The sequence below is a fragment of the Mycobacterium sp. NPDC006124 genome (assembly GCF_040614235.1).
Taxonomy (GTDB): domain Bacteria; phylum Actinomycetota; class Actinomycetes; order Mycobacteriales; family Mycobacteriaceae; genus Mycobacterium.
In genome coordinates this window covers 148830-172031 of the sequence record NZ_JBEXUA010000002.1, presented here as the reverse complement: position 1 = coordinate 172031, position 23202 = coordinate 148830, and the positions used below count along the sequence as shown (strand labels likewise).

Sequence of the window (23202 nt, the reverse complement as noted above, 5' to 3'; positions counted from 1 at the left end):
GCCTGTCGTACGTCAACGATGATGTACGTCAATTCCGATGTACGTCACGCAGGCGAAAGTGCCGAGTCCCGGAATTGGAACACGTTACAGATTCGATTAGCCTGACGAATCAGTACTCGCCAGGAGGTTCGCATGCCGGTCGACCCACGCACGCCCGTCGTCGTCGGCGTCGGACAGTTCACCGAACGCATCGACGATCCCGACTACCGGGGCATGTCGTCGGTCGACCTCGCCACCGAGGCGGTACGTGCCGCGCTGGCCGACACCGGCGCCGAGGTGTCCACCGTCGCCGGCGCCGTCGAGGTGTTCGCCGGGCTGCGGCAGTTCGAGATCTGCACGCCGTTCGACGACCCGGCGCTGGGCGCCTCGGACAACTACGTGCGATCGGTGGCCCGTCGCGTCGGCGCCGACCCGGTGCGCGCGATCCTCGAACCGATCGGCGGCAACGGCCCGCAGCACCTGATGACCGAGTTCGCCGGCGCCATCGCCGCCGGCGAGCACGACGTGGTGTTGATCCTCGGGTCGGAGAACGGTTCGACGTTGAAGACCTTCGCGGGGCGAGAAGTCGACCGACCCGATCACGGCGAGAACGTCGGGGGCCAACTCGAGGACCGCGGCTACGGCTTCGAGCAATACATGTCCGAGTACACCGCCACGCACGGACTGACGGGTGCGCCCGTGCAGTACGGGCTGCTCGACAACGCGCGCCGCGGCCGACTCGGTCTCGACGTCGAGGACTATCGGCATCAGATGGCCGAGCTGTTCGCGCCCTTCTCCAAAGTCGCTGCGAAGAACCCGTTCTCGTCATCGCCGGTGGAGCGGTCAGTCGACGAGATCGAGACCGTCACCGCCGAGAACCGGATGATCTGCGACCCCTATCCGCGGCTGATGGTGGCCCGCGACACCGTCAACCAGGGCGCTGCGGCACTGGTGATGTCGGTGGCCGCCGCCCGGCGCCTCGGCGTGTCGGAGGACAAGTGGGTATACCTGCGCGGGCATGCCGACCAGGTCGAGCAGGACCTGCTGGACCGCGTCGACCCGAGCATCAGCGTTGCCGCGAAACAGGCAGTGGCTGAAGCGCTTCGCGGCGCGGGCATCGGCATCGACGACGTGGCGACCTTCGATCTCTACAGCTGCTTCCCGTTCCCGGTGTTCGCGGTGTGCGACGACTTCGGACTTCGAGCCGACGACCCCCGGGGGCTCACACTCACCGGCGGGCTGCCGTACTTCGGCGGCCCCGGCAACAGCTATTCGTTGCACGGCATCGCCGAGACCGTGGCCCAGATGCAGGATCGCCCAGGAGCATTCGGCCTCGTCGGCGCCAACGGCGGCGTCATGAGCAAGTACTCCGTGGGCGTCTACTCCACCGAGCCCGCCGAATGGGCAGCCGACCGCAGCGCGGCGCTGCAGGCCGACATCGCGGCACTGCCCACGGTTGCGGTCACCCGTCACGCCGACGGGCCGGGGACGATCGAGACGTACTCGGTGCGCTACGACTGGCCGGTCACCACGGGCGTCATCATCGGGCGGCTCGACGCCGACGACACCCGCTTCATGGCGCTGACCGAGGACGACGACCTGGTGGCGCTGATGACCGGGGGAGACCCGCTCGGCGCCGCGATCGTCGTGAAGGCGACCGAGGACGGAGTCAACCGCGCGACGCTGGCCTGACCGCCGACCGCGTACAAATCAGCGCCAGCGCGTCGTTGACCGCGCTGACCCCGTCGTCACCGATGAGGTCCCGCAGGCGGGTACGCAACTGGGCCTTGGCGGTTGGCTCCAGGACGACGTGGTTGGAATGGGTGAACACCAGACTGAGCCAGTCCTCGGTGGAGTAGTGCAACTCTTCGCGAACCTCTACGCGCTCGGCGGACAACTCCGTGCGCCGCAGCAGGGACTGCAAGGCGGTCTCGGCGTTGTTGCCCGACGTCGAGGCGGGTGTGGTGACGCCGTATTCCGCGGAGATGCGTTCGATGCCCCGTCTCATCGAATCGCTTGCCGTGATGCGATTCCACATCAACGCCAGCCGGCCACCGGGGGTCAGCAGCGACGCCAGCTTCGGTAAGGCGACGTCGGGATCCACCCAGTGAAACGACTGCCCGAAGGTGACGAGGTCGAACGTCCGGCCACCGGTTTGCCACCCCTCGAACGTGCTGCGCTCGGCGGGGATTCCCTTCGCGGCGCACAGCGCCGCCATCTGCTCGTCGGGCTCGACGGCCAGCACGTCGGCTCCGGCGGCTGCGAGCTGAACCGAGGCGATGCCGGTACCCGCCCCCACGTCGAGAACGGTGAGGCCGGGTGAGCGCACGAGCCGCTCGATCAGCGCAGCCGGGTACCGCGGACGGTAGCGGTCGTAGTCGTCGGCGACCGAGCCGAACGACTCGGCGCGACGTCGGTCGGTGAAGACGGGGGTTGGCTCGGCCATGACACCAGGATGCGCTCCGCGGCTGAGAAGCCTCTGAGTCAGACCAGGGCGGCGAGCTTGCCGGCCAACCGCTCCACGTAGCCGGCGACCTCGGCCTCGGACTTGTCCGGCAACCCGAACAGCACTTCGGTGACGCCGAGATCGGCCCAGCGAGCCAGCTTGTCGGGGTCGGGCTTGAAGTCCAGCGCGACGATCTGCGGAGCCCCGTCGCGGTCGGCGGCGGCCCAGGTGTCCTGCAGCAGTTTCACGGGTGCGTCGATGTCGAAGTCGCGCGGCGTGGTGATCCAGCCGTCGGCCGACTTGGCGATCCACTTGAAGTTCTTCTCGGTGCCCGCGGCGCCGACGAGGATCGGGATGTGGGACTGGACCGGCTTGGGCCACGCCCACGACGGGCCGAACTTCACGAACTCGCCGTCGTATTCGGCCTCTTCCTGCGTCCACAGGGCGCGCATGGCCTCCAGATATTCGCGGAGCATGGTGCGACGGCGGCCCGGTGGCACGTTGTGATCGGTGAGCTCGTCGGTGTTCCAGCCGAATCCGACGCCGAGGCTGACGCGGCCGCCCGAGAGGTGGTCGAGGGTGGCGATGGACTTGGCAAGCGTGATGCAGTCGTGCTCGACGGGCAGCGCGACGGCCGTCGACAGCCGCACCTTCGTCGTCACTGCGGCCGCGGTGCCCAGACTGACCCACGGATCCAGCGTGCGCATGTAGCGGTCGTCGGGCAGCGACTCGTCACCGGTGGTCGGGTGCGCGGCTTCTCGCTTGATCGGGATGTGGGTGTGCTCGGGCACGTAGAACGTCTGGAAGCCGTGGTCGTCGGCGAGCTTGGCGGCGGGCGCCGGAGCTATCCCACGATCGCTGGTGAAGAGAACGAGCCCGTAGTCCATGAGCAGAATTAGAACGTGTTCTAGTCCTCGAGCGCAAGGCGGACGCGGCCGGTGTTGAAATCTGACGGATCGATACCCGTGACCAGGATCGACTACCGGGCTGGGATGACACCCATGACGACCGAACGCATCGCCGACCACGTCAAGTTCGCCTACTGGGTGCCCAACGTCAGCGGCGGCCTCGTGACCAGCGACATCGAGCAACGCACCGACTGGAACTACGAGTACAACAAGAAGCTGGCGCAGACCGCCGAGAACAACGGCTTCGAGTACGCGCTGAGCCAGGTCCGCTACGAGGCCAGCTACGGCGCCGAGTACCAGCACGAGTCCACCAGCTTCAGCCTGGCGCTGCTGCTGGCCACCGAACGGCTGAAGGTCATCGCCGCCGTCCACCCCGGGTTGTGGCAGCCCGCGGTGCTCGCCAAGCTGGGCGCGACCGCCGATCACCTCAGCAACGGCCGCTTCGCCGTCAACGTCGTCTCCGGCTGGTTCAAGGACGAATTCACCCACCTCGGTGAGCCGTGGCTCGAACACGACGAGCGGTACCGCCGAAGTGCGGAGTTCCTTCAGGTGCTGCGCAAGATCTGGACCGAGGACGACGTGGACTTCCGCGGCGACTTCTACCGGATCCACGACTTCACCCTCAAGCCGAAGCCGCTCAACACGCCCGACCGTCCCAACCCGGAGATCTTGCAGGGTGGCAACTCGACCGCCGCCCGCCGCAACGGCGGGCTCTACTCGGACTGGTACTTCTCCAACGGAAAGGACTTCGACGGCATCACCGAACAGGTCGTGGAGGTTCGCGACCACGCGCGCACCGTCGGCCGGGAGGTGAAGGTCGGTCTGAACGGCTTCATCATCGCCAGGGACAGTGAGAAAGAAGCACGGGACACGCTGCGCGAGATCATCGAGAAGGCCAACAAGCCCGCCGTCGAGGGCTTCCGTGGCGCCGTGCAGCAGGCGGGCAACTCCACCGGCGACAAGAAGGGCATGTGGGCCGACTCCTCGTTCGAAGACCTCGTCCAGTACAACGACGGCTTCCGGACCCAGCTGATCGGCACGCCCGAGCAGATCGCCGAACGCATCGTCGCCTACCGCAAGCGCGGCGTCGACCTGATCCTCGGCGGCTTTCTGCACTTCCAGGAGGAGATCGAGTACTTCGGCGCCAGGGTGCTCCCGCTGGTGCGGGAAATCGAACGGTCCGAAGAGAATTCGCGCGACCAGCCGGTGCTGATCCCCGCCTGAGCACTCCTCGCGCTGGCGTGCGCGCGAACCGGCTCCAAAGCTTGGTGCGCTAGCGTGGGTGAACCAATCGCCCATCAGAGGAGGGGACATGTCGTACCCATCGGGCCCGCCCGGCAACTCCGGTTACCCGTCCGGGCCGTCCGCGGGGCAGTACTCCGCGCCCGCGCCGCAGTACGGAAACGCCCCGGAGGCCGCACCGGCAGGGCCGAGCAAGTTGCCGCAGTACCTGGCGTCCGCCGTCGCGGTCCTCGGGCTGTTCGTCTACCTGGCCAACTTCGGTCCGGTGTTCACCATCAACGCCCCGAACCTCCCCGGCTTCGGCCCGATCGGCGGATCGGTCAGCACCACGCCGATCGGCATCACCCTCGCGACGGCGGTCGCCCTGGTCGCCGCGCTGCTCGCCGGGGCCAGCCTGCTTCCCAAGCTCGGCAGGTCCTACACGTGGGTCGCCATCCTCTCGGTGCTGGCCCTGCTCATCGTGCTGTCGCAGATCGTCGGCCTGCCCTCGGGCGTGTCCTTCGGGTGGGCGCTGTACCTGATCATCGTGTTCTCGCTGCTTCAGGTGGTTGCCGCGGTCGCCGCGCTGCTGCTTGAGGCCGGCGTCATCAACGCGCCCACCCCCAAGCCGAAGTACGACCAGAACCCGTACGGCCAGTACGGTGCGCCGGGGCAGTACTACGGGCAGCCACAGGGCCAGCCCCAGCACACCGCCCCTCTGCATCAGCAGGGTCCGGGCCAGCGCGGCGGGTACCCCCAGCAGCAGTACGGTGGCTACCCCAACAGCCCCTCGACCGGTGGCTTCGGCGCTCAGCCGACCTCACCGCAGGGTGGCCAGCAGACCCCGCAGCCGGGCCAGCAGTCCGGATCGCACGAAAATGGCCCGCCCACGCCGCCGACGGGATTCCCCGCCTTCGGCTCGCCGCAGGGCTCGCTCGGCTCCCAGCCGACGCAGTCGTTCGAAACGCAGCAACCACAGCAGCAGGCTGCGCCGCAATCCTCCCCGCCACCGTCATAATCTCTAGCGGCGCGCGCACACCCTGCGCGCGCCGGAGATCGTGCGAGGAGCGACACAGCTAGTGGACAACCGGCCAGTCGGCACACGCCAGGCACGCGACCTGTTGCGTGTCGCGTTCGGGCCGTCGGCGATCGCTCTCGCGGTCATCGCCGCCGTGGTGCTGGTGCAGTTGGTGATCGCCAACAGCGACCTGACGGGTGCGTTCGGCGCGATCGCCAGCATGTGGCTTGGCGTGCACGGCGTGCCGGTGTCCATCGGCGGTGCCGAACTAGGCGTCATGCCGCTCCTGCCACTTCTGCTGATGGTGTGGGGCACGGCCCGCACCACGGCGGCGGCGACCAAGGCGGGCACCTCCTGGTTCGTCATCCGGTGGATCGTGGCATCGGCGCTGGGCGGACCCCTGCTGATTGCCGCCATCGCCCTGGCCGTCATCCATGACGCGTCCTCGGTGCTCACCGAGTTGCAGACCCCCGGCGCGACCCTCGCGTTCGGCTGCGTGCTGGCCGTGCACCTGGCCGGCGCCCTCCTCGGCGTCGGCCCCAGGATGACCCCACGGCTGGTGCGGCTTCCCTACGTTCCCGGCTGGTTGCCCGAGGCGTTCCGCGCCGGATTGGTGGGCGTGCTGACGTTGTTCGGCCTGTCCGGGGTGATCGCGGCCGGGTCGATGATCGTGCACTGGGGCACGATGGACACCCTGTTCGGCATCACCGACTCGGCGTTCGGCCAGTTGAGTCTGACGCTGCTGTCCATGTTGTACGCCCCGAACGTGATCGTCGGGACCGCCGCGGTGGCCGTCGGCTCCAGCGCACACATCGGACTGGCGACGTTCAGTTCGTTCACCGTGCTCGGCGGCGACGTGCCCGCCCTGCCCATTCTGGCGGCGGTGCCCAGCCCGCCGCTGGGGCCGATCTGGGTAGCCCTGCTGATCGCCGCCGCCGTCGCGGGCGTGGCCGTCGGTCAACAGTGCGCGCGCCGGGCCGAACCGCTCCCCGAGGCCGTGGGCAAGTTGGTGGCCGCGTCCGTCATCGGCGCCGCGGCGATGGCGCTGCTCGGCCACGCCGGCGGTGGCCGGCTGGGCAACTTCGGCGACGTCGGGGTCGACCAGGCCACGTTCGGTCCCGCGGTGTTCATCTGGTTCGTCGCCGTCGGCGGCCTGACCGTCGTGATGAGCGGCGGCCTCCGGCGTCGCCCCAAGACGCGGACTGCCACGGTCGACGCACCGCGGGCCGAGCCCGAACCCGAGCCCGAACCGGAGCCGGAGACCGAGCCGGAGACCGAACCGGTGTCGACCGTCGGACGACCCGAGCCCGAGCTCGAGCCGGAACCAGATGCCGAGGAATTCCTCGAGCCGGCGTTGGGGGAGCCCGACCTGGAACCGGAACTGCTCCAACCCGAACCCGAACCCGAGATCGAGGCAGAGGTCGTGCCCGTGTCGCGGTCGGAGCCCGAGGAGCGCGTGCCGCCGCGTCCGATGCGGCCGACCCACCGCGACACGTTCGACATCGACGACGACCCCGAGGCTCACTACTTCGCCGACGACGACCACTCGGCCGGTGAACACCACACCAGCGAAGAGTCGCGGCGCCCGTCCGATTAGGCTGCATCGCGTGCAGCCCCCGCTCATCGTGCCCCCCAGTGCGCCGGCGCGGCTGATCGTCCTGGCCTCGGGCACGGGCTCACTGCTGGAGTCGATCCTGGCCGCCGCCGTTGGCGACTACCCCGCCCGCGTGGTGGCGGTCGGCACCGATCGCGACTGCCGCGCCCTGGAGATCGCCGAAGCCGCCTCGCTGCCGACCTTCACGACCCGCCTCGGCGACCACGCCGACCGGCAGGCGTGGGACGTCGCTGTGACCCGGGCCGCCGACGCCTTCCGACCGGATCTCGTCGTATCGGCTGGCTTCATGAAGATCCTTGGCCCGCAATTTCTTTCGCGGTTCGCCGGCCGGATCGTCAACACCCATCCGGCCTTGCTGCCCGCCTTCCCGGGCGCTCACGCCGTGCCCGACTCGCTGGCCTACGGTGTGCGCGTCACGGGGTGCACGGTGCACCTCGTCGACTCGGGGGTCGACACCGGGCCGATCCTGGCGCAGGAGGCCGTCGACGTGCTCGACGACGACGACGAGGGCGCCCTGCACGAACGGATCAAGGTCGTCGAGCGGCGGCTGCTGGTGGAGGTACTCGCCGCGATGGCAACGCGCGGTGTGACGTGGACAGGACGAAAGGCAATGATCGGATGAGCGTGCACGTGGATACCGACGACGGCAGGCGGGCGGTTCGGCGCGCGCTGATCAGCGTCTACGACAAGACCGGTCTCGCCGAGCTGGCGCGCGGCCTCCACGAGGCAGGCGTCGACATCGTCTCGACCGGATCCACGGCAAAGACCATTGCCGCCAGCGGTGTCCCGGTCACCCCGGTCGAGGAGGTCACCGGCTTCCCCGAGGTGCTCGACGGTCGCGTCAAGACGCTGCACCCCAGGGTGCACGCCGGCCTGCTGGCCGACACCCGCAAGGCCGAGCACCTGGCCGCTCTCGACGAACTCGGGGTCGCGGCCTTCGAACTGGTCGTCGTCAACCTCTACCCGTTCACCGAGACCGTCGAATCCGGTGCCTCCGAGGACGAATGCGTCGAGCAGATCGACATCGGCGGGCCGTCGATGGTGCGCGCCGCCGCCAAGAACCACCCCAGCGTCGCCGTCGTCGTCGAGCCCCGCGGATACGACGGTGTGCTCGCCGCGGTCCGTGCCGGCGGCTTCACCCTGGCCGAGCGAAAGCGGTTGGCGTCCTTGGCCTTCCGGCACACCGCCGAATACGACGTTGCCGTCGCCAGCTGGATGGGGTCGGTGCTCGCATCCGAAGCCGACCACGTCGGCCCGCCCGAGTGGTTCGGTGGCACCTGGAAGCGGGCCGCAGTGCTCCGCTACGGCGAGAACCCGCACCAGCAGGCCGCGCTGTACCGCGACGACTCGGCTTGGCCCGGCCTCGCGCAAGCCGAACAGTTGCACGGCAAGGAGATGTCCTACAACAACTACACCGACGCCGACGCCGCCTGGCGGGCCGCGTTCGACTACGAGCAGACGTGCGTGGCGATCATCAAGCACGCCAACCCGTGTGGCATCGCGGTGTCGTCGGTCTCGGTCGCCGACGCCCACCGAAAGGCTCACGAGTGCGACCCGTTGAGTGCGTTCGGCGGAGTCATCGCGGCCAACACGACGGTCAGCGTCGAGATGGCGAAGACGGTCGCCGAGATCTTCACCGAGGTCATCATCGCCCCGGCCTACGAGCCGGGCGCGGTCGACATCTTGGCCGGTAAGAAGAACATTCGCGTGCTGGTGGCCTCCGAACCTCGGGTCGGCGGAGCGGAGTTCCGTCAGGTCAGCGGTGGCCTGCTGGTCCAGCAGCGCGACGCGGTCGACGCCCCCGGCGACGACCCGTCGACGTGGACGCTGGCTACCGGCACGCCGGCCGATCCCGAGACCTTCGCCGATCTGGTGTTCGCCTGGCGCGCCTGCCGTGCCGTGAAGTCCAACGCGATCGTCGTCGCCAAGGACGGCGCGACCGTCGGCGTGGGCATGGGGCAGGTCAACCGGGTCGACGCGGCGCGGCTGGCCGTCGAGCGCGCCGGTGACCGCGTCCGGGGTGCGGTGGCGTCCTCCGACGCCTTCTTCCCCTTCCCCGACGGCCTCGAGGTGCTGACTGCGGCGGGCGTGACGGCGATCGTCCACCCCGGGGGGTCGATGCGCGACGACGTGGTGACCGAGGCGGCCGCCGCGGCGGGCATCTCGCTGTACCTCACCGGGGCGCGTCACTTCGCGCACTAGACCCCCGTTCGGTGCCTCGTCACGGCGTCGTAATTTCGCTGAGAGCACGGACCTGGTGCCTCCTGACGTCAACCGTCGTAGCGTGGAGTAGTGACATCACCTAACGATCTGCCCCGCACCGTCGGCGAGCTGCGTGCCTCCGGCCACCGTGAGCGGGGCGTCAAGGCCGAAATCCGCGAGAACCTGCTGGCCGCGCTTGGTGAGGGCCGCGACGTGTGGACCGGCATCCTCGGCTTCGAGGACACTGTCATCCCGCAGCTGGAACGCGCGCTGATCGCCGAACACGACGTCGTGCTGCTCGGTGAACGCGGTCAGGGCAAGACCCGGCTGCTGCGGTCGCTGACCAACCTGCTCGACGAGTGGACCCCCGTCATCGAGGGATCCGAGCTGCACGAGCACCCGTACACGCCGATCACCCCCGAGTGGATCCGGCGCGCAGCCGGCTCCGGCGACGACCTGCCCATCTCGTGGGTTCACCGCAGCGAGCGCTACACCGAGAAACTGGCGACGCCGGACACCAGCGTCGCCGACCTCGTCGGTGACATCGACCCCATCAAGGTCGCCGAGGGCCGCAGCCTCGGTGATCCGGAGACCATCGCGTTCGGCCTCATCCCGCGGGCGCACCGGGGCATCGTCGCGATCAACGAGCTGCCCGACCTCGCCGAGCGCATCCAGGTCTCGATGCTCAACGTGATGGAGGAACGCGACATCCAGGTCCGCGGCTACACGCTGCGGCTGCCGCTCGACGTGCTGGTGGTGGCCAGTGCCAACCCCGAGGACTACACCAACCGCGGTCGCATCATCACCCCGCTCAAGGACCGGTTCGGCGCGGAGATCCGCACCCACTACCCGCTCGAACTCGACGCCGAGGTCGGCGTCATCAAGCAGGAATCCCATCTGCCGGCGGCGGTGCCCGAGTACCTCCTGCAGATCCTGGCCCGCTTCGCGCGCTCGCTGCGCGAATCGCAGTCGATCGACCAGCGCTCCGGTGTCTCTGCGCGATTCGCGATCGCCGCCGCCGAGACGGTGGCCGCGGCCGCCACGCACCGGTCGGCGATCCTCGGCGAGCAGGATCCCGTCGCGCGCGTGGTCGACCTGGGCACGGTCGTCGACGTGCTCCGCGGCAAGCTGGAGTTCGAATCCGGTGAGGAAGGCCGCGAACAGGCGGTGCTGGAACACCTGTTGCGGCGGGCCACCGCCGACACCGCGCAGCGGCTTCTCGGCGGTCTCGACGTCGGACCGCTGGTCTCCGCGGTCGAGGAGGGCGCCCCGGTCACGACGGGGGAGCGCGTCTCGGCCAAGGACGTGTTGGCCGCGCTGCCGGATCTGCCGGTCGTCGACGCCGTCGCAGAACGGCTGGGCGCCCAGACCGACGGGGAACGCGCCGCGGCCCTGGAGTTGGCGCTGGAGGCGCTGTACCTGGCCAAGCGCATCGACAAGGTGTCCGGGGAGGGCGAAACCATTTATGGATAGCCGCACGACGATCAAGCAGCGAGGGACGAGCTGCGTTGAGGAGTGGGGCACGTGAGCCCGAAGCGGATTTCGCGGTATTCGCGCTACTCCGGCGGGCCCGACCCGCTGGCGCCTCCGGTCGACCTGCGCGAGGCGCTGGAACAGATCGGCCAGGACGTCATGGAGGGCAGTTCACCGCGACGTGCGCTCGCCGAGCTGATGCGCCGCGGCACCCAGAACATGCGCGGCGCCGACCGGCTGGCCGCCGAGGCCAACAGCAAGCGTCGAAAGCTGTTGCAGCAGAACAATCTCGACGGGACTCTTCAAGAGATCAAGAAGCTGCTCGACGAGGCAGTGCTGGCCGAGCGCAAGGAGCTGGCCCGCGCACTCGACGACGACGCGAGGTTCAACGAGCTGCAGTTGGAGGCGCTTCCGCCGTCGCCGGCCAAGGCCGTCTCCGAACTGTCCGAGTACGGCTGGCGCTCGCCCGAGGCGCGCGAGAAGTACGATCGAATCAAGGATCTCATGGGCCGCGAGATGCTCGACCAGCGTTTCGCGGGCATGAAGCAGGCCTTGGAGAACGCCACCGACGAGGATCGCCAGCGCGTCAACGACATGGTCGACGACCTCAACGAATTGCTGGACAAGCACGCCAGTGGCGAGGACTCCCCGGAGGACTTCGACGAGTTCATGGCCAAGCACGGCGAGTTCTTTCCCGAGAACCCGAAGAACATCGACGAGCTCCTCGATTCGCTGGCCAAGCGGGCCGCAGCCGCGCAGAGATTCCGCAACAGCCTCTCGGCCGACCAGCGTGCCGAGCTGGATGCCTTGGCGCAGCAGGCCTTTGGCTCACCGTCGTTGACCAATGCGCTCGACAAACTGGATCAACACCTGCAGAACGCGCGGCCCGGCGAGGATTGGCAAGGCTCGGAGCGATTCAAGGGCGACAACCCGATGGGCATGGGCGAGGGGGCCCAAGCCCTCGCCGACATCGGTGAGCTCGAGCAGCTCGCCGAGCAACTGAGCCAGAGCTATGCCGGCGCGCAGATGGACGACGTCGACCTCGACATGCTGGCTCGCCAGCTCGGCGACCAAGCCGCCGTCGACGCCCGCACGCTGTCCGAACTCGAACGCGCGTTGATGAATCAGGGCTTCCTCGACCGCGACGCCGACGGGCAGTGGCGGTTGTCGCCCAAGGCGATGCGGCAGCTGGGTCAGATGATCCTTCGTGATGTGGCGCAACAGCTTTCAGGCCGCCACGGGGAGCGCGACACCCGCCGGGCGGGAGCGGCCGGTGAGCTCACCGGCGCCACCCGGCCGTGGCAGTTCGGCGACACCGAGCCGTGGAACGTCACCCGCACGTTGACCAACGCCGTGCTGCGGCAAGCCGGCGGGCAGTCCACGCAAGCGCGGCTCGAGCGCAGCGACCGGGGGATTGGCAGCGGTACGGGTGTAGCGGAGCTGCCCATGCGCATCACCGTCGACGACGTGGAGATCTCCGAGACCGAGCAGCGCACTCAGTCCGCGGTGGCACTACTCGTCGACACGTCGTTCTCCATGGTGATGGAGAACCGGTGGCTGCCCATGAAGCGCACCGCGTTGGCACTGCATCAGCTCATCAGCACCCGGTTCCGCTCCGACGACCTTCAGATCATTGCCTTCGGGCGATACGCCCGCACCGTCAGCGCCGCGGAGTTGACAGGTCTGGAAGGCGTCTACGAGCAGGGCACCAACCTGCACCACGCGCTGGCACTGGCGTCGCGCCACCTGCGCCGCCACCCCAATGCCCAACCGGTGGTGCTCATCGTCACCGACGGCGAGCCGACCGCGCACCTGGAGGACTACGGCCGCGACGAGGGTGGCACCTCGGTGTTCTTCGATTACCCGCCCCACCCACGCACCATTGCGCACACCGTGAAGGGGTTCGACGAGATCTCCCGCCTCGGCGCGCAGGTCACCATCTTCCGGCTCGGCAGCGACCCGGGGTTGGCGCGGTTCATCGACCAAGTGGCCCGGCGGGTGGAGGGCAGAGTCGTCGAACCCGACCTCGACGGGCTGGGTGCGGCAGTGGTCGGCGACTACCTACGGTCGCGCCGGCGGCGCTGACGCTACTGGGGCGCCTTGCGCTTCTTGCGCTTGATCCCGACGCTGCCCCAGAGGGAGAACCCGCGGATCGTGACGTGTGGGGCGCCGGGGGATCCCTCGTCGCCAAGGTGGTCGAACGCGCCCATCACCCCGACGCCGCGCACGGCGACGTTCAGTTCGGGCGGCAGCAGGATCGTCTGGCCGCCGAAGATGGAGTAGGAGTGGATCTCCACGTCGGAGGTGGTGAAGTCGGCGTAGCGGAGGTCGATCACGCCGCCACCGAACAACGCCACCGACGTCAGCCGCTTCGGCACGTTCCAGCGGCCACGCCGCTCGAAACCGCTCATGATCGCCAGGAGCAAGGTCGACGGCGCCGGCTCGCCCGGTCCGATCGCCGGCGCCGTGGTGGCGATGCCGGGCAGGTCCGAACTGAGGCGGTCGAGCTCGTCGAGAGTCTGAGCCGCGTACGCCTTCTTGAGGCGATCCTCGTATTCGCTCATCTCGAGTCGGCCCTGTGCGGCGGCATCGGTCAGCAACTGTGCCACCTGAATGCGATCGGAGTCGCCAGCGCGCATCGACCCGTACCGCGGCGCTCCATTGCTCATCGTGGTCGAGCCTACGACGATCGGTCAGACATGCAAGGCGTCGTACACCGATGTCAGCTACATGGCGGCCTCGCCGGCACCGCTTAGCCATTTCGGTGGACGCTTCTGCAGGAACGCCGTCATGCCCTCCCGGGCCTCCTCGGAGACGAACAGCGCCGCCGATTGCGTGGTCAGAGCCTCGGCATGGGCGTCGAAGCTCGCGAGCAGAGCGGCGGTCGTCAACGCCTTGGACGCCGCCAAGCCCTGTGGTGACCCCTTCGTGACGTCGGCCACCAGCCTCGCGGCGGTGGCGGCCACCTCGTCGGGCGAATCCGCAGCGACGGTCACCAGACCGACCGCCCGGGCCTCGGCGGGTCCGAACTTCTCCCCGGTGAGGAAGTAGCGTCCCGCGGCGCGCGCGGACATCTTGGGCAGCAGGGTCAACGAGATGATGGACGGGGCGACACCGATCCGCGCCTCGGTCAACGCGAAGGTGCTCGACGGTCCGGCGACGATGTCGCATGCTCCGATGAGGCCGAGGCCACCCGCCCGGACGTGCCCGTCGACCACACCGATCACCGGCATCGGCAAGGCGACCAGCGCCCGCAGCAGGCTCGTCATCTCGCGGGCCCGGTCGCTGGCCAGGTCGCCAGGACTGCGTCCGGCCGCCTCACTCAGGTCGGCACCGGCGCAGAACGTGCCGCCGGTGTGGCCGAGCACCACGCACCGCACGTCGGGATTGGCCGCGGCCGAGGACAGCCCGTCGTGCAGAGCCGCGACCAGGGCCGTCGACAGGGCGTTGCGGTTGTGCGGCGAATCCAGCGTCAGCCGGGCGACCGGACCGTCGACGGCGTAGGTGACCAGGGCGCCCATCAGTACGACCGGGGGAGGCCCAGCGACGTCTGGGCGACGAAGTTCAAGATCATCTCCCGGCTCACCGGCGCGATGCGGGCCAGCCGCGAGGCCGTCAACACCGAGGCGATGCCGTACTCCTTGGTCAGCCCGTTGCCACCGAGGGACTGCACGGCCTGGTCCACCGCGCGCACCGACGCCTCGCCCGCGGCGTACTTGGCCATGTTCGCGGCCTCGGCAGCACCGCCGTCGTCGCCGAGGTCGTAGAGCGACGCGGCCTTCTGCATCATCAGCTTGGCCAGCTCGATCTCGATGTGATTCTGCGCCAGCGGATGTGAGATGCCCTGGTGGGCACCGATCGGCGTCTTCCACACCTGCCGGGTCTTGACGTAGTCGGTGGCCTTGGAGATTGCGAAGCGACCCATGCCGACCGCGCTCGCCGCACCCATGATGCGTTCGGGATTCAACCCGGCGAACAACTGGGCGATCGCGGCGTCCTCCGAGCCGACCAGAGCGTCGGCGGGTAGCCGAACGTCGTCGAGGAACAGCTGGAACTGGTTCTCCGGGCTGACGATCTCCATGTCGATCTTCGTCCACGACAGGCCGGGGGTGTCGGTGGGCACGACGAACAGCGCGGGCTTGAGATTGCCCGTCTTGGCCTCGGCCGTGCGGCTCACGACGAGCACCGCCTGGGCCTGGTCGACGCCGGAGATGTACACCTTCTGACCCGAGAGGATCCAGTCGTCCCCGTCGCGGCGGGCCGTCGTGGTGATCCTGTGCGAGTTGGAGCCCGCGTCCGGCTCGGTGATGGCGAACGCCATGGTGATAGAACCGTCGGCGATGCCGGGCAGCCAGCGTTGCTTCTGCTCGTCGGTGCCGTACTTGGCGATGATGGTGCCGTTGATGGCCGGGGAGACCACCATCATCAGCAGGGCGCAGCCGCCGGCCGCCATCTCCTCCATGACCAGCGACAGCTCGTACATGCCCGCGCCACCGCCGCCGTACTCCTCCGGGAGGTTCACTCCGATGAAGCCCAGTTTGCCTGCCTCGCTCCACATCTCGGTGGTGTGCTCGCCGGCGCGGGCCTTCTCCAGGTAGTACTCCGACCCGTAGCTGGCCGACAGCGCGGCGACGGCCTTGCGAAGCTGTTGCTGTTCGTCGGTCTCGATGAAGCTCATGCGGAATCTCCTTGGGGGTTGTCGATGCGAGCAAGGACGGCACCGACGTCGACTTGTCGACCGGCCGTGACGTTGAGTTCGACGAGCACGCCGTCGGTGGGGGCGGCGATGGTGTGCTCCATCTTCATGGCCTCCAGCCAGATCAGCGGTTGACCGGCGGTGACCGCATCGCCGACTGCGGCGGCCACCCTGGTCACCGCGCCCGGCATCGGCGCCAGCAGAGACCCCTCGGCGACGGCGGAGTCGGGATCGGGGAACCGGGGAACGGCCACGAGGTGCACCGGACCCAGCGCACCGTCGACGAAGACGTCCTGAGCGTCGGACGGGCCGTAGCGCGCCACGTCGAACGGGTGCTCCACGCCGCTGATGCGTAGCACGACCCGTTCTGGCGCCGCCGACACCAGCGTGACGGTGTCGTCACCGTCGAGTTCGAGTCCCGCCCGGCCGAGCCGGTAGCGCACCTCGTGCTCGACGCCCGCGTCGTCGAGATAGCGCTTGGTCTGAAAGCCCGACGCCAGGTTGCGCCACCCGCTCGGCAGCCCGCCCAGAACGGCGGCGGCCGCGCGGTTGGCGGCCGCGTCGGCGAGGGCGGCCGCGACCGCTGACGTCGTGACCGCCGACGAATCGGCAAGGGGTGTAGCCAGTTCGGCCAGACCATGGGTCGTCAGGAACGCGGTGTCGGTGGCACCGTCGAGGAACGCGGGGTGCCGCAGGACGTTCACCAGGAGGTCGCGGTTGGTCCGGATGCCGTGTACTCGGGTGCGTGCCAGCGCCGAAGCCAGGATGCCCGCGGCCTGTCCACGAGTGGGGGCACGGGAGATCACCTTGGCCAGCATCGGGTCGTAGAACACCGAGACCGCCGAGCCGTCGACGATGCCGGAGTCCACGCGGACGCCGGTGCGGCCGAGCAGCTCGAATTCGGTGAGCGCACCGGGCACCTCGACGTGGTGCACCGGACCGGCCTGCGGTTGCCACTCCTTCGCCGGGTCCTCGGCGTACAGCCGGGCCTCGATCGAATGTCCGCGTGCCGCTGGGGGTTCGGCGTCGAGTCGGCCACCGTCGGCGACCAGCAACTGCAGCTCGACGAGGTCCAGCCCGGTGGTCTCCTCGGTGACGGGGTGCTCCACCTGCAGCCGGGTGTTCATCTCGAGGAAGAAGAAGTCGCCGTGGTCGTCGGCCATGAACTCCACCGTGCCGGCGCCGGTGTAGGAGATCGCCTCGGCCGCCAGCCGGGCGGCGTCGAAGAGCTTGGCGCGCATCCCGGGGATGCGTTCGACCAGCGGCGAGGGGGCCTCCTCGACGATCTTCTGGTGACGGCGCTGGATCGAGCACTCACGTTCGCCGACCGCCCACACCACCCCGTGGGCGTCGGCCATCACCTGCACCTCGACGTGGTGGCCGGTGGCGAGGTAGCGCTCGCAGAACACCGTCCCGTCGCCGAAGGCGGACTGCGCCTCCCGGCGGGCCGCTTCGGCCTGGGAGGCGAGCTGGTCGAGGTCGTGCACCACGCGCATGCCACGGCCGCCGCCACCGGCGGACGCCTTGATCAGCACGGGTAGCTGCTCGGCGGTGACGGTCTCGGGGTCGAGTTCGTCGAGGACCGGCACTCCGGCCGCGGCCATCATCTTCTTGGCCTCGATCTTGCTGCCCATCGCCTGCACGGCGGCCACCGGCGGGCCGATCCACGTCAGTTCGGCATCCAGCACGGCCGCGGCGAATTGGGCGTTCTCGGAGAGGAACCCGTAACCGGGGTGAACGGCGTCGGCGCCGGCGGCCCGCGCCGCCGCGATCAGCTGGGCGGCGTCGAGATAGCCGTCACGGCCGTCGAGGCGCACCCGGAGGTCGGCCTCGGCCACGTGGGGCGACCCGGCGTCGGGGTCGGTGTAGACCGCCACGGTGCCGATGCCGAGCCGGCGGCAGGTGGCGAACACGCGGCGGGCGATCTCGCCCCGGTTGGCGACCAGAACTCGGGTGATCATCTCGCTCCTCCTGCGATTTCGGCGTGATCGGTCGCGCTCACCGTGACCAAACACGCCGAAATCGCGCTCATGGGGGCGCTCACATCCGGAAGACGCCGAAGTTCGACGTCCCCTCGATCGGTGCGTTGGCGATGGCGGACAGACACATTCCGAGCACCGTGCGGGTGTCGCGGGGATCGATCACGCCGTCGTCGAACATGCGGCCGGACAGGAACATGGGCAGAGACTCGGCCTCGATCTGGGCCTCGATTGCGGCCCGCAGCGCAGCATCGGCGTCTTCGTCGACCTGCTGACCGCGGGCCTCGGCGGCCGCCCGGCTGACGATCGAGATCACGCCGGCCAGCTGGGTTCCGCCCATGACGGCCGACTTCGCGCTGGGCCAGGCGAACAGGAAGCGTGGATCGTAGGCCCGCCCGCACATGCCGTAGTGGCCCGCGCCGTAGGACGCGCCGAGCAGCAGCGAGATGTGCGGCACCGTCGAATTGGAGACGGCGTTGATCATCATCGAACCGTGCTTGATCATGCCGCCTTCCTCATAGGCCTTGCCGACCATGTAGCCGGTGGTGTTGTGCAGGAACAACAGTGGCGTGTCAGAGCGGTTCGCGAGCTGGATGAATTGGGTGGCCTTTTGCGACTCCTCGCTGAACAACACCCCGCGCGCATTGGCCAGGATGCCGATCGGAAAGCCGTGCAACGTCGCCCAACCGGTGACCAGCGAGCCACCGTAGAGCGGCTTGAACTCGTCGAACTCCGAGCCGTCGACGATCCTGGCGATCACGTCGCGGGGGTCGAACGGCACCCGCAGATCGGCGGGGACGATTCCCACCAACTCCTCGGCGTCGAACAGCGGTTCCGTCACCGGCCGCGGGCGCGGGCCGGCCTTGTGCCAGTTCAGCCGGGCCACGATGCGACGGCCGACGCGGATGGCGTCGAGTTCGTCGTTGGCCAGGTAGTCGGCCAAACCCGAGGTGCGGGCGTGCATCTCGGCTCCGCCGAGGGATTCGTCGTCGGACTCCTCGCCGGTCGCCATCTTGACCAGGGGCGGCCCGGCCAGGAACACCTTCGACCGTTCCTTGATCATCACCACGTGGTCGGACATGCCGGGCACGTAGGCGCCGCCCGCGGTGGAGTTGCCGAACACCAGGGCGATGGTGGGGATGCCGGCCGCCGACAGCCGGGTCAGGTCACGGAACATCTGGCCGCCGGGGATGAACACCTCCTTCTGCGTCGGCAGGTCCGCGCCGCCGGACTCGACGAGCGAGATCACCGGGAGTCGGTTCTCGCGGGCGATCTGGTTGGCGCGCAGGATCTTCCGCAACGTCCACGGATTGCTCGTGCCGCCCTTGACGGTGGGATCGTTCGCCACGACCAGGCACTCGACGCCCTCGACGACGCCGATGCCGGTGACGACGCTGGCGCCGACGTGGAAGTCGCTGCCCCAGGCGGCCAGCGGGCTCAACTCGAGGAAGGGGGAGTCGGCGTCGAGCAGCAACTCGATGCGCTCGCGCGGGGTCAGCTTGCCGCGCGCATGGTGGCGTTCGACGGACTTGGCGCTGCCACCGGACAGCGCCTTGGCGTGCTCGGTCTCGAGTTCGGCCAGCTTGGCGGTCATCGCGGCGGTGGCCTCGGCGAAGGCGGGTGATCGGGTGTCGATCGTCGATGCGAGTGGGCTCACGACTGATATCCGAGCGTCTTGGCGGCCAGCCCGGTGAGGATTTCGGTGGTGCCGCCGCCGATCCCCAGGATGCGCATGTCGCGGTATTGGCGCTCGATCTCCGACTCGGCCATGTAGCCCATGCCGCCGAACAACTGCACGCCCGCGTTGGCGACCCACTCGCCGGCCTCGACGGCGGTGTTCTTGGCGTGGCACACCTCGGTGATCAGGTTGGTCTCACCATCGAGTTGCCGCTCGACCAGGTAGCGCGTGTACACCCGTGCCACGTCGACTCGCCGCGCCATCTCGGCCAGGGTGTTCTGCACGGACTGGCGCGAAATCAGGGGCCGGCCAAAGGTTTCGCGGTCGCGGCACCACTGGACGGTCAGGTCCAGGCAGCGCTGCGCGCTGGAGTACGCCTGGGCGGCCAGGCCGACCCGCTCGGAGACGAAGGCCCCGGCGATCTGCAGGAACCCGGTGTTCTCGACGCCGATCAGGTTGGCCACCGGCACCCGGGCGTCGGTGTAGGACAGCTCGGCGGTGTCGCTGGAGCGCCACCCCATCTTCTCCAGCTTGCGGCTGACCTCGAACCCCGGTGTGCCCTTGTCGACGACGATGAGCGACACCCCACCCGCGCCGGGACCGCCGGTCCGCGCGGCGGTGACGACGTAGTCCGCCCGCACGCCGGAGGTGATGTAGGTCTTGGCTCCGTTGAGCACGTACTCGTCGCCGTCTCGAACGGCTCTCGTGGTCAGGTGCCCGACGTCGGAACCACCACCGGGTTCGGTGATCGCCAGCGAGCCGATCTTCTCGCCCCGCAGCGTCGGGCGCACATAGGTGTCGATCAGGCGTTGGTCACCCGAGGCAACCATGTGCGGCACGGCGATCCCGCAGGTGAACAACGAGGCGAACACGCCACCGGGCACGCCCGCCTGGTGCAATTCCTCGCAGATGACGACCGCGTCGGCGCCGTCGCCGCCCTCACCGCCGACCGACTCCGGGAGGCTGGCGCCGAGCAGTCCTGCCTCGCCCGCCCTGAGGTGGAGTTCGCGCGGGATGTCGCCGGTGCGCTCCCACTCGGCGGCGTAGGGCAGGATCTCGCGTTCGGCGAACGTGCGCACCGTCTTTCGGAGCTGTTCGCGTTCAGGGGTGGTCCATACGCTCATGAGAGAAAGGCCTCCGGTAGGTCGACGTGGCGGGAGCGCAACCATTCGCCGAGCCCCTTGGCCTGGGGGTCGAAGCGGGCCTGGTGGGCCACCCCCTTGCCGAGGATGCCCTCGATGACGAAGTTGACCGCGCGTAGATGGGGCAGCAGATATCGGGTGACGATCAAATCCCTTGTCTCCGGGAGCAATTCGCGCAGGGCATCCACGGTGAGCTCGTGCGCCAACCAACGCCAGTGGTCGTCGGCTCTGACCCAGACGCCCACGTTGGCGCTGCCGCCCTTGTCGCCGCTGCGCGCGCCGGCGATCTGGCCTAGTGGTCCCCGACGGGTCGGGCCTGGCGGCAACGGCGGCGGCAGCGGGGCCGGGTCGACGGGCTCGAGGACCCTGGTCGGCGACGCGGCGGGGATCGACGTGCGGTGACCGTCGGCGTGCACCGCGACGTGGGGCACGTCGGTCGCGTCGATGTAGCCGGCGGTGAACACGCCGTACACCTGGCCGTCGCCGGGCGGTGCCGTCGTGGTGAACCCCGGATAGCTGGCGAGTGCCAGTTCGACTGCCGCCGAGGAGAATTGACGACCGACGATCTTCGGGTCGGAGTCGCGGACCACGCACCGCAACAGTGCGCTGGCCGCCTCCTCGGTGTCGGCGTCGGGATGGTCGGTGCGCGCCAGCGTCCACTCCAACTCGGCAGGCCGCACGGACAGGCCGGCCTCGAGCTGACGCCGCACCAGGTCGGCCTTGGCGTCGACGTCGAGTCCGGTGAGCACGAAGGTCATCGCGTTGCGGAATCCGCCGACGGCGTTGAGCGACACCTTGAGCGTGGGCGGCGGCTCCTCGCCACGGACGCCGGTGATCCGCACGCGGTCGGGACCGTCCTGACTCAACCGGAGACTGTCCACCCGCAGGGTCGCGTCGGGGTTGGCGTAGCGCTCGCCGCCAATTTCGTAGAGGAGCTGAGCGGTGACGGTGTCGACGCTGACCAGTCCGCCGGTGCCCTCGTGCTTGGTGATGACCGACGATCCATCGGCCTCGATCTCGGCGATGGGGAAGCCAGGGTGCATCAGGTCGGGGATCTCACCGAAGAAGGCGAAGTTGCCGCCGGTGGCCTGGGTGCCGCATTCGATGACGTGCCCGGCTGCCACGGCACCGGCGAGGGCGTCGTAGTCCGTGCGCGTCCAGCCGAAGTGGGCGGCCGCGGGTCCGACGATCACGGACGCGTCGGTCACGCGGCCGGTGACGACGACGTCGGCGCCCGCGGCGAGACAGTCGACGATGCCCCAGGCGCCCAGGTAGGCGTTGGCGGCGAGCACGTCGTCGGCGAAGCCGAACTCGGCGCCCCGGCCGACGAGGTCGTCACCCTCGACGTGGGCGACGGTCACGTCGAGGCCGAGTCGCTCGGCCAGCGCCCGCACGGCGGAGGCCAGGCCGGCCGGATTGAGCCCGCCTGCGTTGGCGACGATCTTCACACCCTCGTCCAGAGCGGTTCCCAGCGATTCCTCGAGCTGGGTGAGGAAGGTCTTGGCGTAGCCGCGGTCGGCGGACTTGGCGCGGTCACGGGCCAGGATCAGCATCGTCAGCTCGGCGAGGTAGTCGCCGGTGAGGTAGTCCAGCTCGCCGCCGGTGACCATCTCGCGCATGGCGGCGTGGCGGTCGCCGTAGAACCCCGAGCAGTTTCCGATGCGGACCGGCCCGACGCTGCTGCCCTGCGGACGCACACGAGCTCCCATCGTCGTCGACGGTTCAACCAACCGGTAGGCCGGTAGGTTAGCCGGTACCACCGGTCCCACGTCAAGGGGCGGCGACGCGTTTTTGGAGGCTGGGTGGCTCTGCGGCTATTCTGAGGAGCAATTGCCGACGCCCGTGCGAGCGCGGCACCCCAAGAGCACGAAATCTCAAGAGGAGAAGTACCCCCATGGCTGTGCCGAAGCGGAGAATGTCGCGGTCGAACACCCGTAGTCGGCGGTCGCAGTGGAAGACCGAGGCCACCGGCCTGGTCAACGTCAACGTCGCAGGTCAGCAGCACAAGGTGCCGCGTCGCCTGCTCAAGGCCGCCCGCCTCGGCCTGATCGACCTCGACCGCCGCTGACCTACCCGTCGCCCCCTCTGGCGGCGCGCCTCTCAGGCCTGTCTCAGACACTGGGTTGAAACTGTGGCTGTGCGCATACTCGTGGTTGACGACGATCGCGCTGTGCGCGAATCCCTACGCCGGTCCCTCGCGTTCAACGGATACTCGGTCGACTTGGCGCAGGACGGCCTCGAAGCCCTGGACCTGATCGCCAGCGATCGGCCCGACGCCCTGGTGCTCGACGTCATGATGCCCCGGCTCGACGGCCTCGAAGTGTGCCGCCAGCTTCGCAGCACTGGCGACGACCTGCCCATTCTCGTACTCACCGCCCGTGACTCGGTCTCGGAGCGGGTCGCCGGCCTCGACGCCGGAGCCGACGATTACCTGCCCAAGCCGTTCGCCCTCGAAGAGCTCCTCGCCCGGATGCGGGCGCTGCTTCGGCGTCGCGTCCTTCCCGACGACGGTGATTCCGCGGCGCTGACGTTCTCCGACCTCAGCCTCGACCCGGTGACCCGGGAGGTGACCCGGGGCGAACGCCAGATCAGCCTGACCAGGACCGAGTTCTCCCTGCTGGAGATGCTGATCGCCAACCCGCGCCGGGTGCTGACCCGTAGCCGCATCCTCGAAGAGGTGTGGGGCTTCGACTTCCCGACCTCCGGCAACGCCCTGGAGGTCTACGTCGGCTACCTCCGGCGCAAGACGGAGGCCGAGGGGGAGCCGCGACTCATCCACACCGTGCGCGGCGTCGGCTATGTGCTGCGCGAGACCCCGCCGTGACGCTCTGATGGGTTCGGTCAG

19 protein-coding genes are annotated in these 23202 nt (G+C 69.1%); 10 read left to right on the top strand and 9 right to left on the bottom strand.

The window, feature by feature from the left end:
• Window positions 1-132: 132 nt before the first annotated feature.
• Window positions 133-1671, top strand: coding sequence for an acetyl-CoA acetyltransferase (locus ABZ195_RS04475; RefSeq protein WP_355215271.1), 1539 nt, complete (start codon window positions 133-135; stop codon window positions 1669-1671).
• Here the strand turns inward: ABZ195_RS04475 and ABZ195_RS04470 are convergent.
• The gene (locus tag ABZ195_RS04470) at window positions 1649-2425 is read right to left on the bottom strand and encodes a class I SAM-dependent methyltransferase (protein ID WP_355215270.1); all 777 of its coding nucleotides are present in this window, start codon (window positions 2423-2425) and stop codon (window positions 1649-1651) included. The two genes, ABZ195_RS04475 and ABZ195_RS04470, sit on opposite strands and share 23 nt — an antisense overlap.
• A 38-nt stretch (window positions 2426-2463) precedes the next feature.
• Window positions 2464-3312, bottom strand: a complete 849-nt coding sequence (locus tag ABZ195_RS04465; RefSeq protein WP_355215268.1) for an LLM class F420-dependent oxidoreductase — start codon at window positions 3310-3312, stop codon at window positions 2464-2466.
• Between the two features lie 114 nt (window positions 3313-3426).
• On the opposite strand from ABZ195_RS04465, the gene sfnG reads away from it, so the two are divergent.
• The 7 genes from sfnG (at window position 3427) to ABZ195_RS04430 (ending at window position 12947) form a co-directional block, all read left to right on the top strand.
• On the top strand, window positions 3427-4557 hold the full coding sequence (gene sfnG / locus ABZ195_RS04460; RefSeq protein WP_355215266.1) for a dimethylsulfone monooxygenase SfnG: 1131 nt from the start codon (window positions 3427-3429) through the stop codon (window positions 4555-4557).
• Between the two features lie 88 nt (window positions 4558-4645).
• Window positions 4646-5572 carry a DUF5336 domain-containing protein gene (locus ABZ195_RS04455; protein ID WP_355215264.1) on the top strand — a complete coding sequence of 309 codons (927 nt, stop codon included), beginning with the start codon at window positions 4646-4648 and terminating at the stop codon, window positions 5570-5572.
• A gap of 61 nt (window positions 5573-5633) precedes the next feature.
• Complete coding sequence (locus tag ABZ195_RS04450) at window positions 5634-7169, top strand: DUF6350 family protein (RefSeq protein WP_355215262.1); 1536 nt, start codon at window positions 5634-5636, stop codon at window positions 7167-7169.
• 10 nt (window positions 7170-7179) lie between these two features.
• Window positions 7180-7809, top strand: a complete 630-nt coding sequence (gene purN / locus ABZ195_RS04445; RefSeq protein ID WP_355215260.1) for a phosphoribosylglycinamide formyltransferase — start codon at window positions 7180-7182, stop codon at window positions 7807-7809.
• 8 nt (window positions 7810-7817) lie between these two features.
• A complete protein-coding gene (gene purH / locus ABZ195_RS04440; RefSeq protein WP_355216052.1) occupies window positions 7818-9389 on the top strand; it encodes a bifunctional phosphoribosylaminoimidazolecarboxamide formyltransferase/IMP cyclohydrolase in 1572 nt (523 codons plus the stop codon).
• Window positions 9390-9479: 90 nt separating this feature from the next.
• A complete protein-coding gene (locus tag ABZ195_RS04435; protein WP_355215258.1) occupies window positions 9480-10862 on the top strand; it encodes an ATP-binding protein in 1383 nt (460 codons plus the stop codon).
• A gap of 51 nt (window positions 10863-10913) precedes the next feature.
• On the top strand, window positions 10914-12947 hold the full coding sequence (locus ABZ195_RS04430) for a VWA domain-containing protein (protein WP_355215256.1): 2034 nt from the start codon (window positions 10914-10916) through the stop codon (window positions 12945-12947).
• Between the two features lie 2 nt (window positions 12948-12949).
• Here ABZ195_RS04430 and ABZ195_RS04425 read toward each other — a convergent pair whose 3' ends face one another.
• The 7 genes from ABZ195_RS04425 to ABZ195_RS04395 form a co-directional block, all read right to left on the bottom strand.
• Window positions 12950-13531 (bottom strand): DUF1707 domain-containing protein, encoded by a 582-nt coding sequence (locus tag ABZ195_RS04425; RefSeq protein WP_355215255.1) that lies wholly within the window; start codon window positions 13529-13531, stop codon window positions 12950-12952.
• Between the two features lie 57 nt (window positions 13532-13588).
• The gene (locus ABZ195_RS04420; RefSeq protein ID WP_355215253.1) at window positions 13589-14383 is read right to left on the bottom strand and encodes an enoyl-CoA hydratase family protein; all 795 of its coding nucleotides are present in this window, start codon (window positions 14381-14383) and stop codon (window positions 13589-13591) included.
• On the bottom strand, window positions 14383-15540 hold the full coding sequence (locus ABZ195_RS04415) for an acyl-CoA dehydrogenase family protein (protein ID WP_355215252.1): 1158 nt from the start codon (window positions 15538-15540) through the stop codon (window positions 14383-14385). Before ABZ195_RS04415 ends, ABZ195_RS04420 begins: the two co-directional genes overlap by 1 nt.
• On the bottom strand, window positions 15537-17519 hold the full coding sequence (locus tag ABZ195_RS04410; RefSeq protein ID WP_355215250.1) for a biotin carboxylase N-terminal domain-containing protein: 1983 nt from the start codon (window positions 17517-17519) through the stop codon (window positions 15537-15539). Before ABZ195_RS04410 ends, ABZ195_RS04415 begins: the two co-directional genes overlap by 4 nt.
• Before the next feature lie 79 nt (window positions 17520-17598).
• On the bottom strand, window positions 17599-19131 hold the full coding sequence (locus tag ABZ195_RS04405; RefSeq protein WP_355216050.1) for a carboxyl transferase domain-containing protein: 1533 nt from the start codon (window positions 19129-19131) through the stop codon (window positions 17599-17601).
• A 59-nt stretch (window positions 19132-19190) separates the two neighbouring features.
• On the bottom strand, window positions 19191-20339 hold the full coding sequence (locus ABZ195_RS04400; protein WP_355215248.1) for an acyl-CoA dehydrogenase family protein: 1149 nt from the start codon (window positions 20337-20339) through the stop codon (window positions 19191-19193).
• A complete protein-coding gene (locus ABZ195_RS04395) occupies window positions 20336-22066 on the bottom strand; it encodes an acyclic terpene utilization AtuA family protein (protein ID WP_355215246.1) in 1731 nt (576 codons plus the stop codon). Before ABZ195_RS04395 ends, ABZ195_RS04400 begins: the two co-directional genes overlap by 4 nt.
• Before the next feature lie 185 nt (window positions 22067-22251).
• On the opposite strand from ABZ195_RS04395, the gene rpmF reads away from it, so the two are divergent.
• Both rpmF and ABZ195_RS04385 read left to right on the top strand, forming a co-directional pair.
• Window positions 22252-22425 (top strand): 50S ribosomal protein L32, encoded by a 174-nt coding sequence (gene rpmF / locus ABZ195_RS04390; RefSeq protein ID WP_355215244.1) that lies wholly within the window; start codon window positions 22252-22254, stop codon window positions 22423-22425.
• A 69-nt stretch (window positions 22426-22494) separates the two neighbouring features.
• A complete protein-coding gene (locus tag ABZ195_RS04385) occupies window positions 22495-23181 on the top strand; it encodes a response regulator transcription factor (RefSeq protein WP_263994041.1) in 687 nt (228 codons plus the stop codon).
• The last annotated feature ends 21 nt before the right edge of the window (window positions 23182-23202 follow it).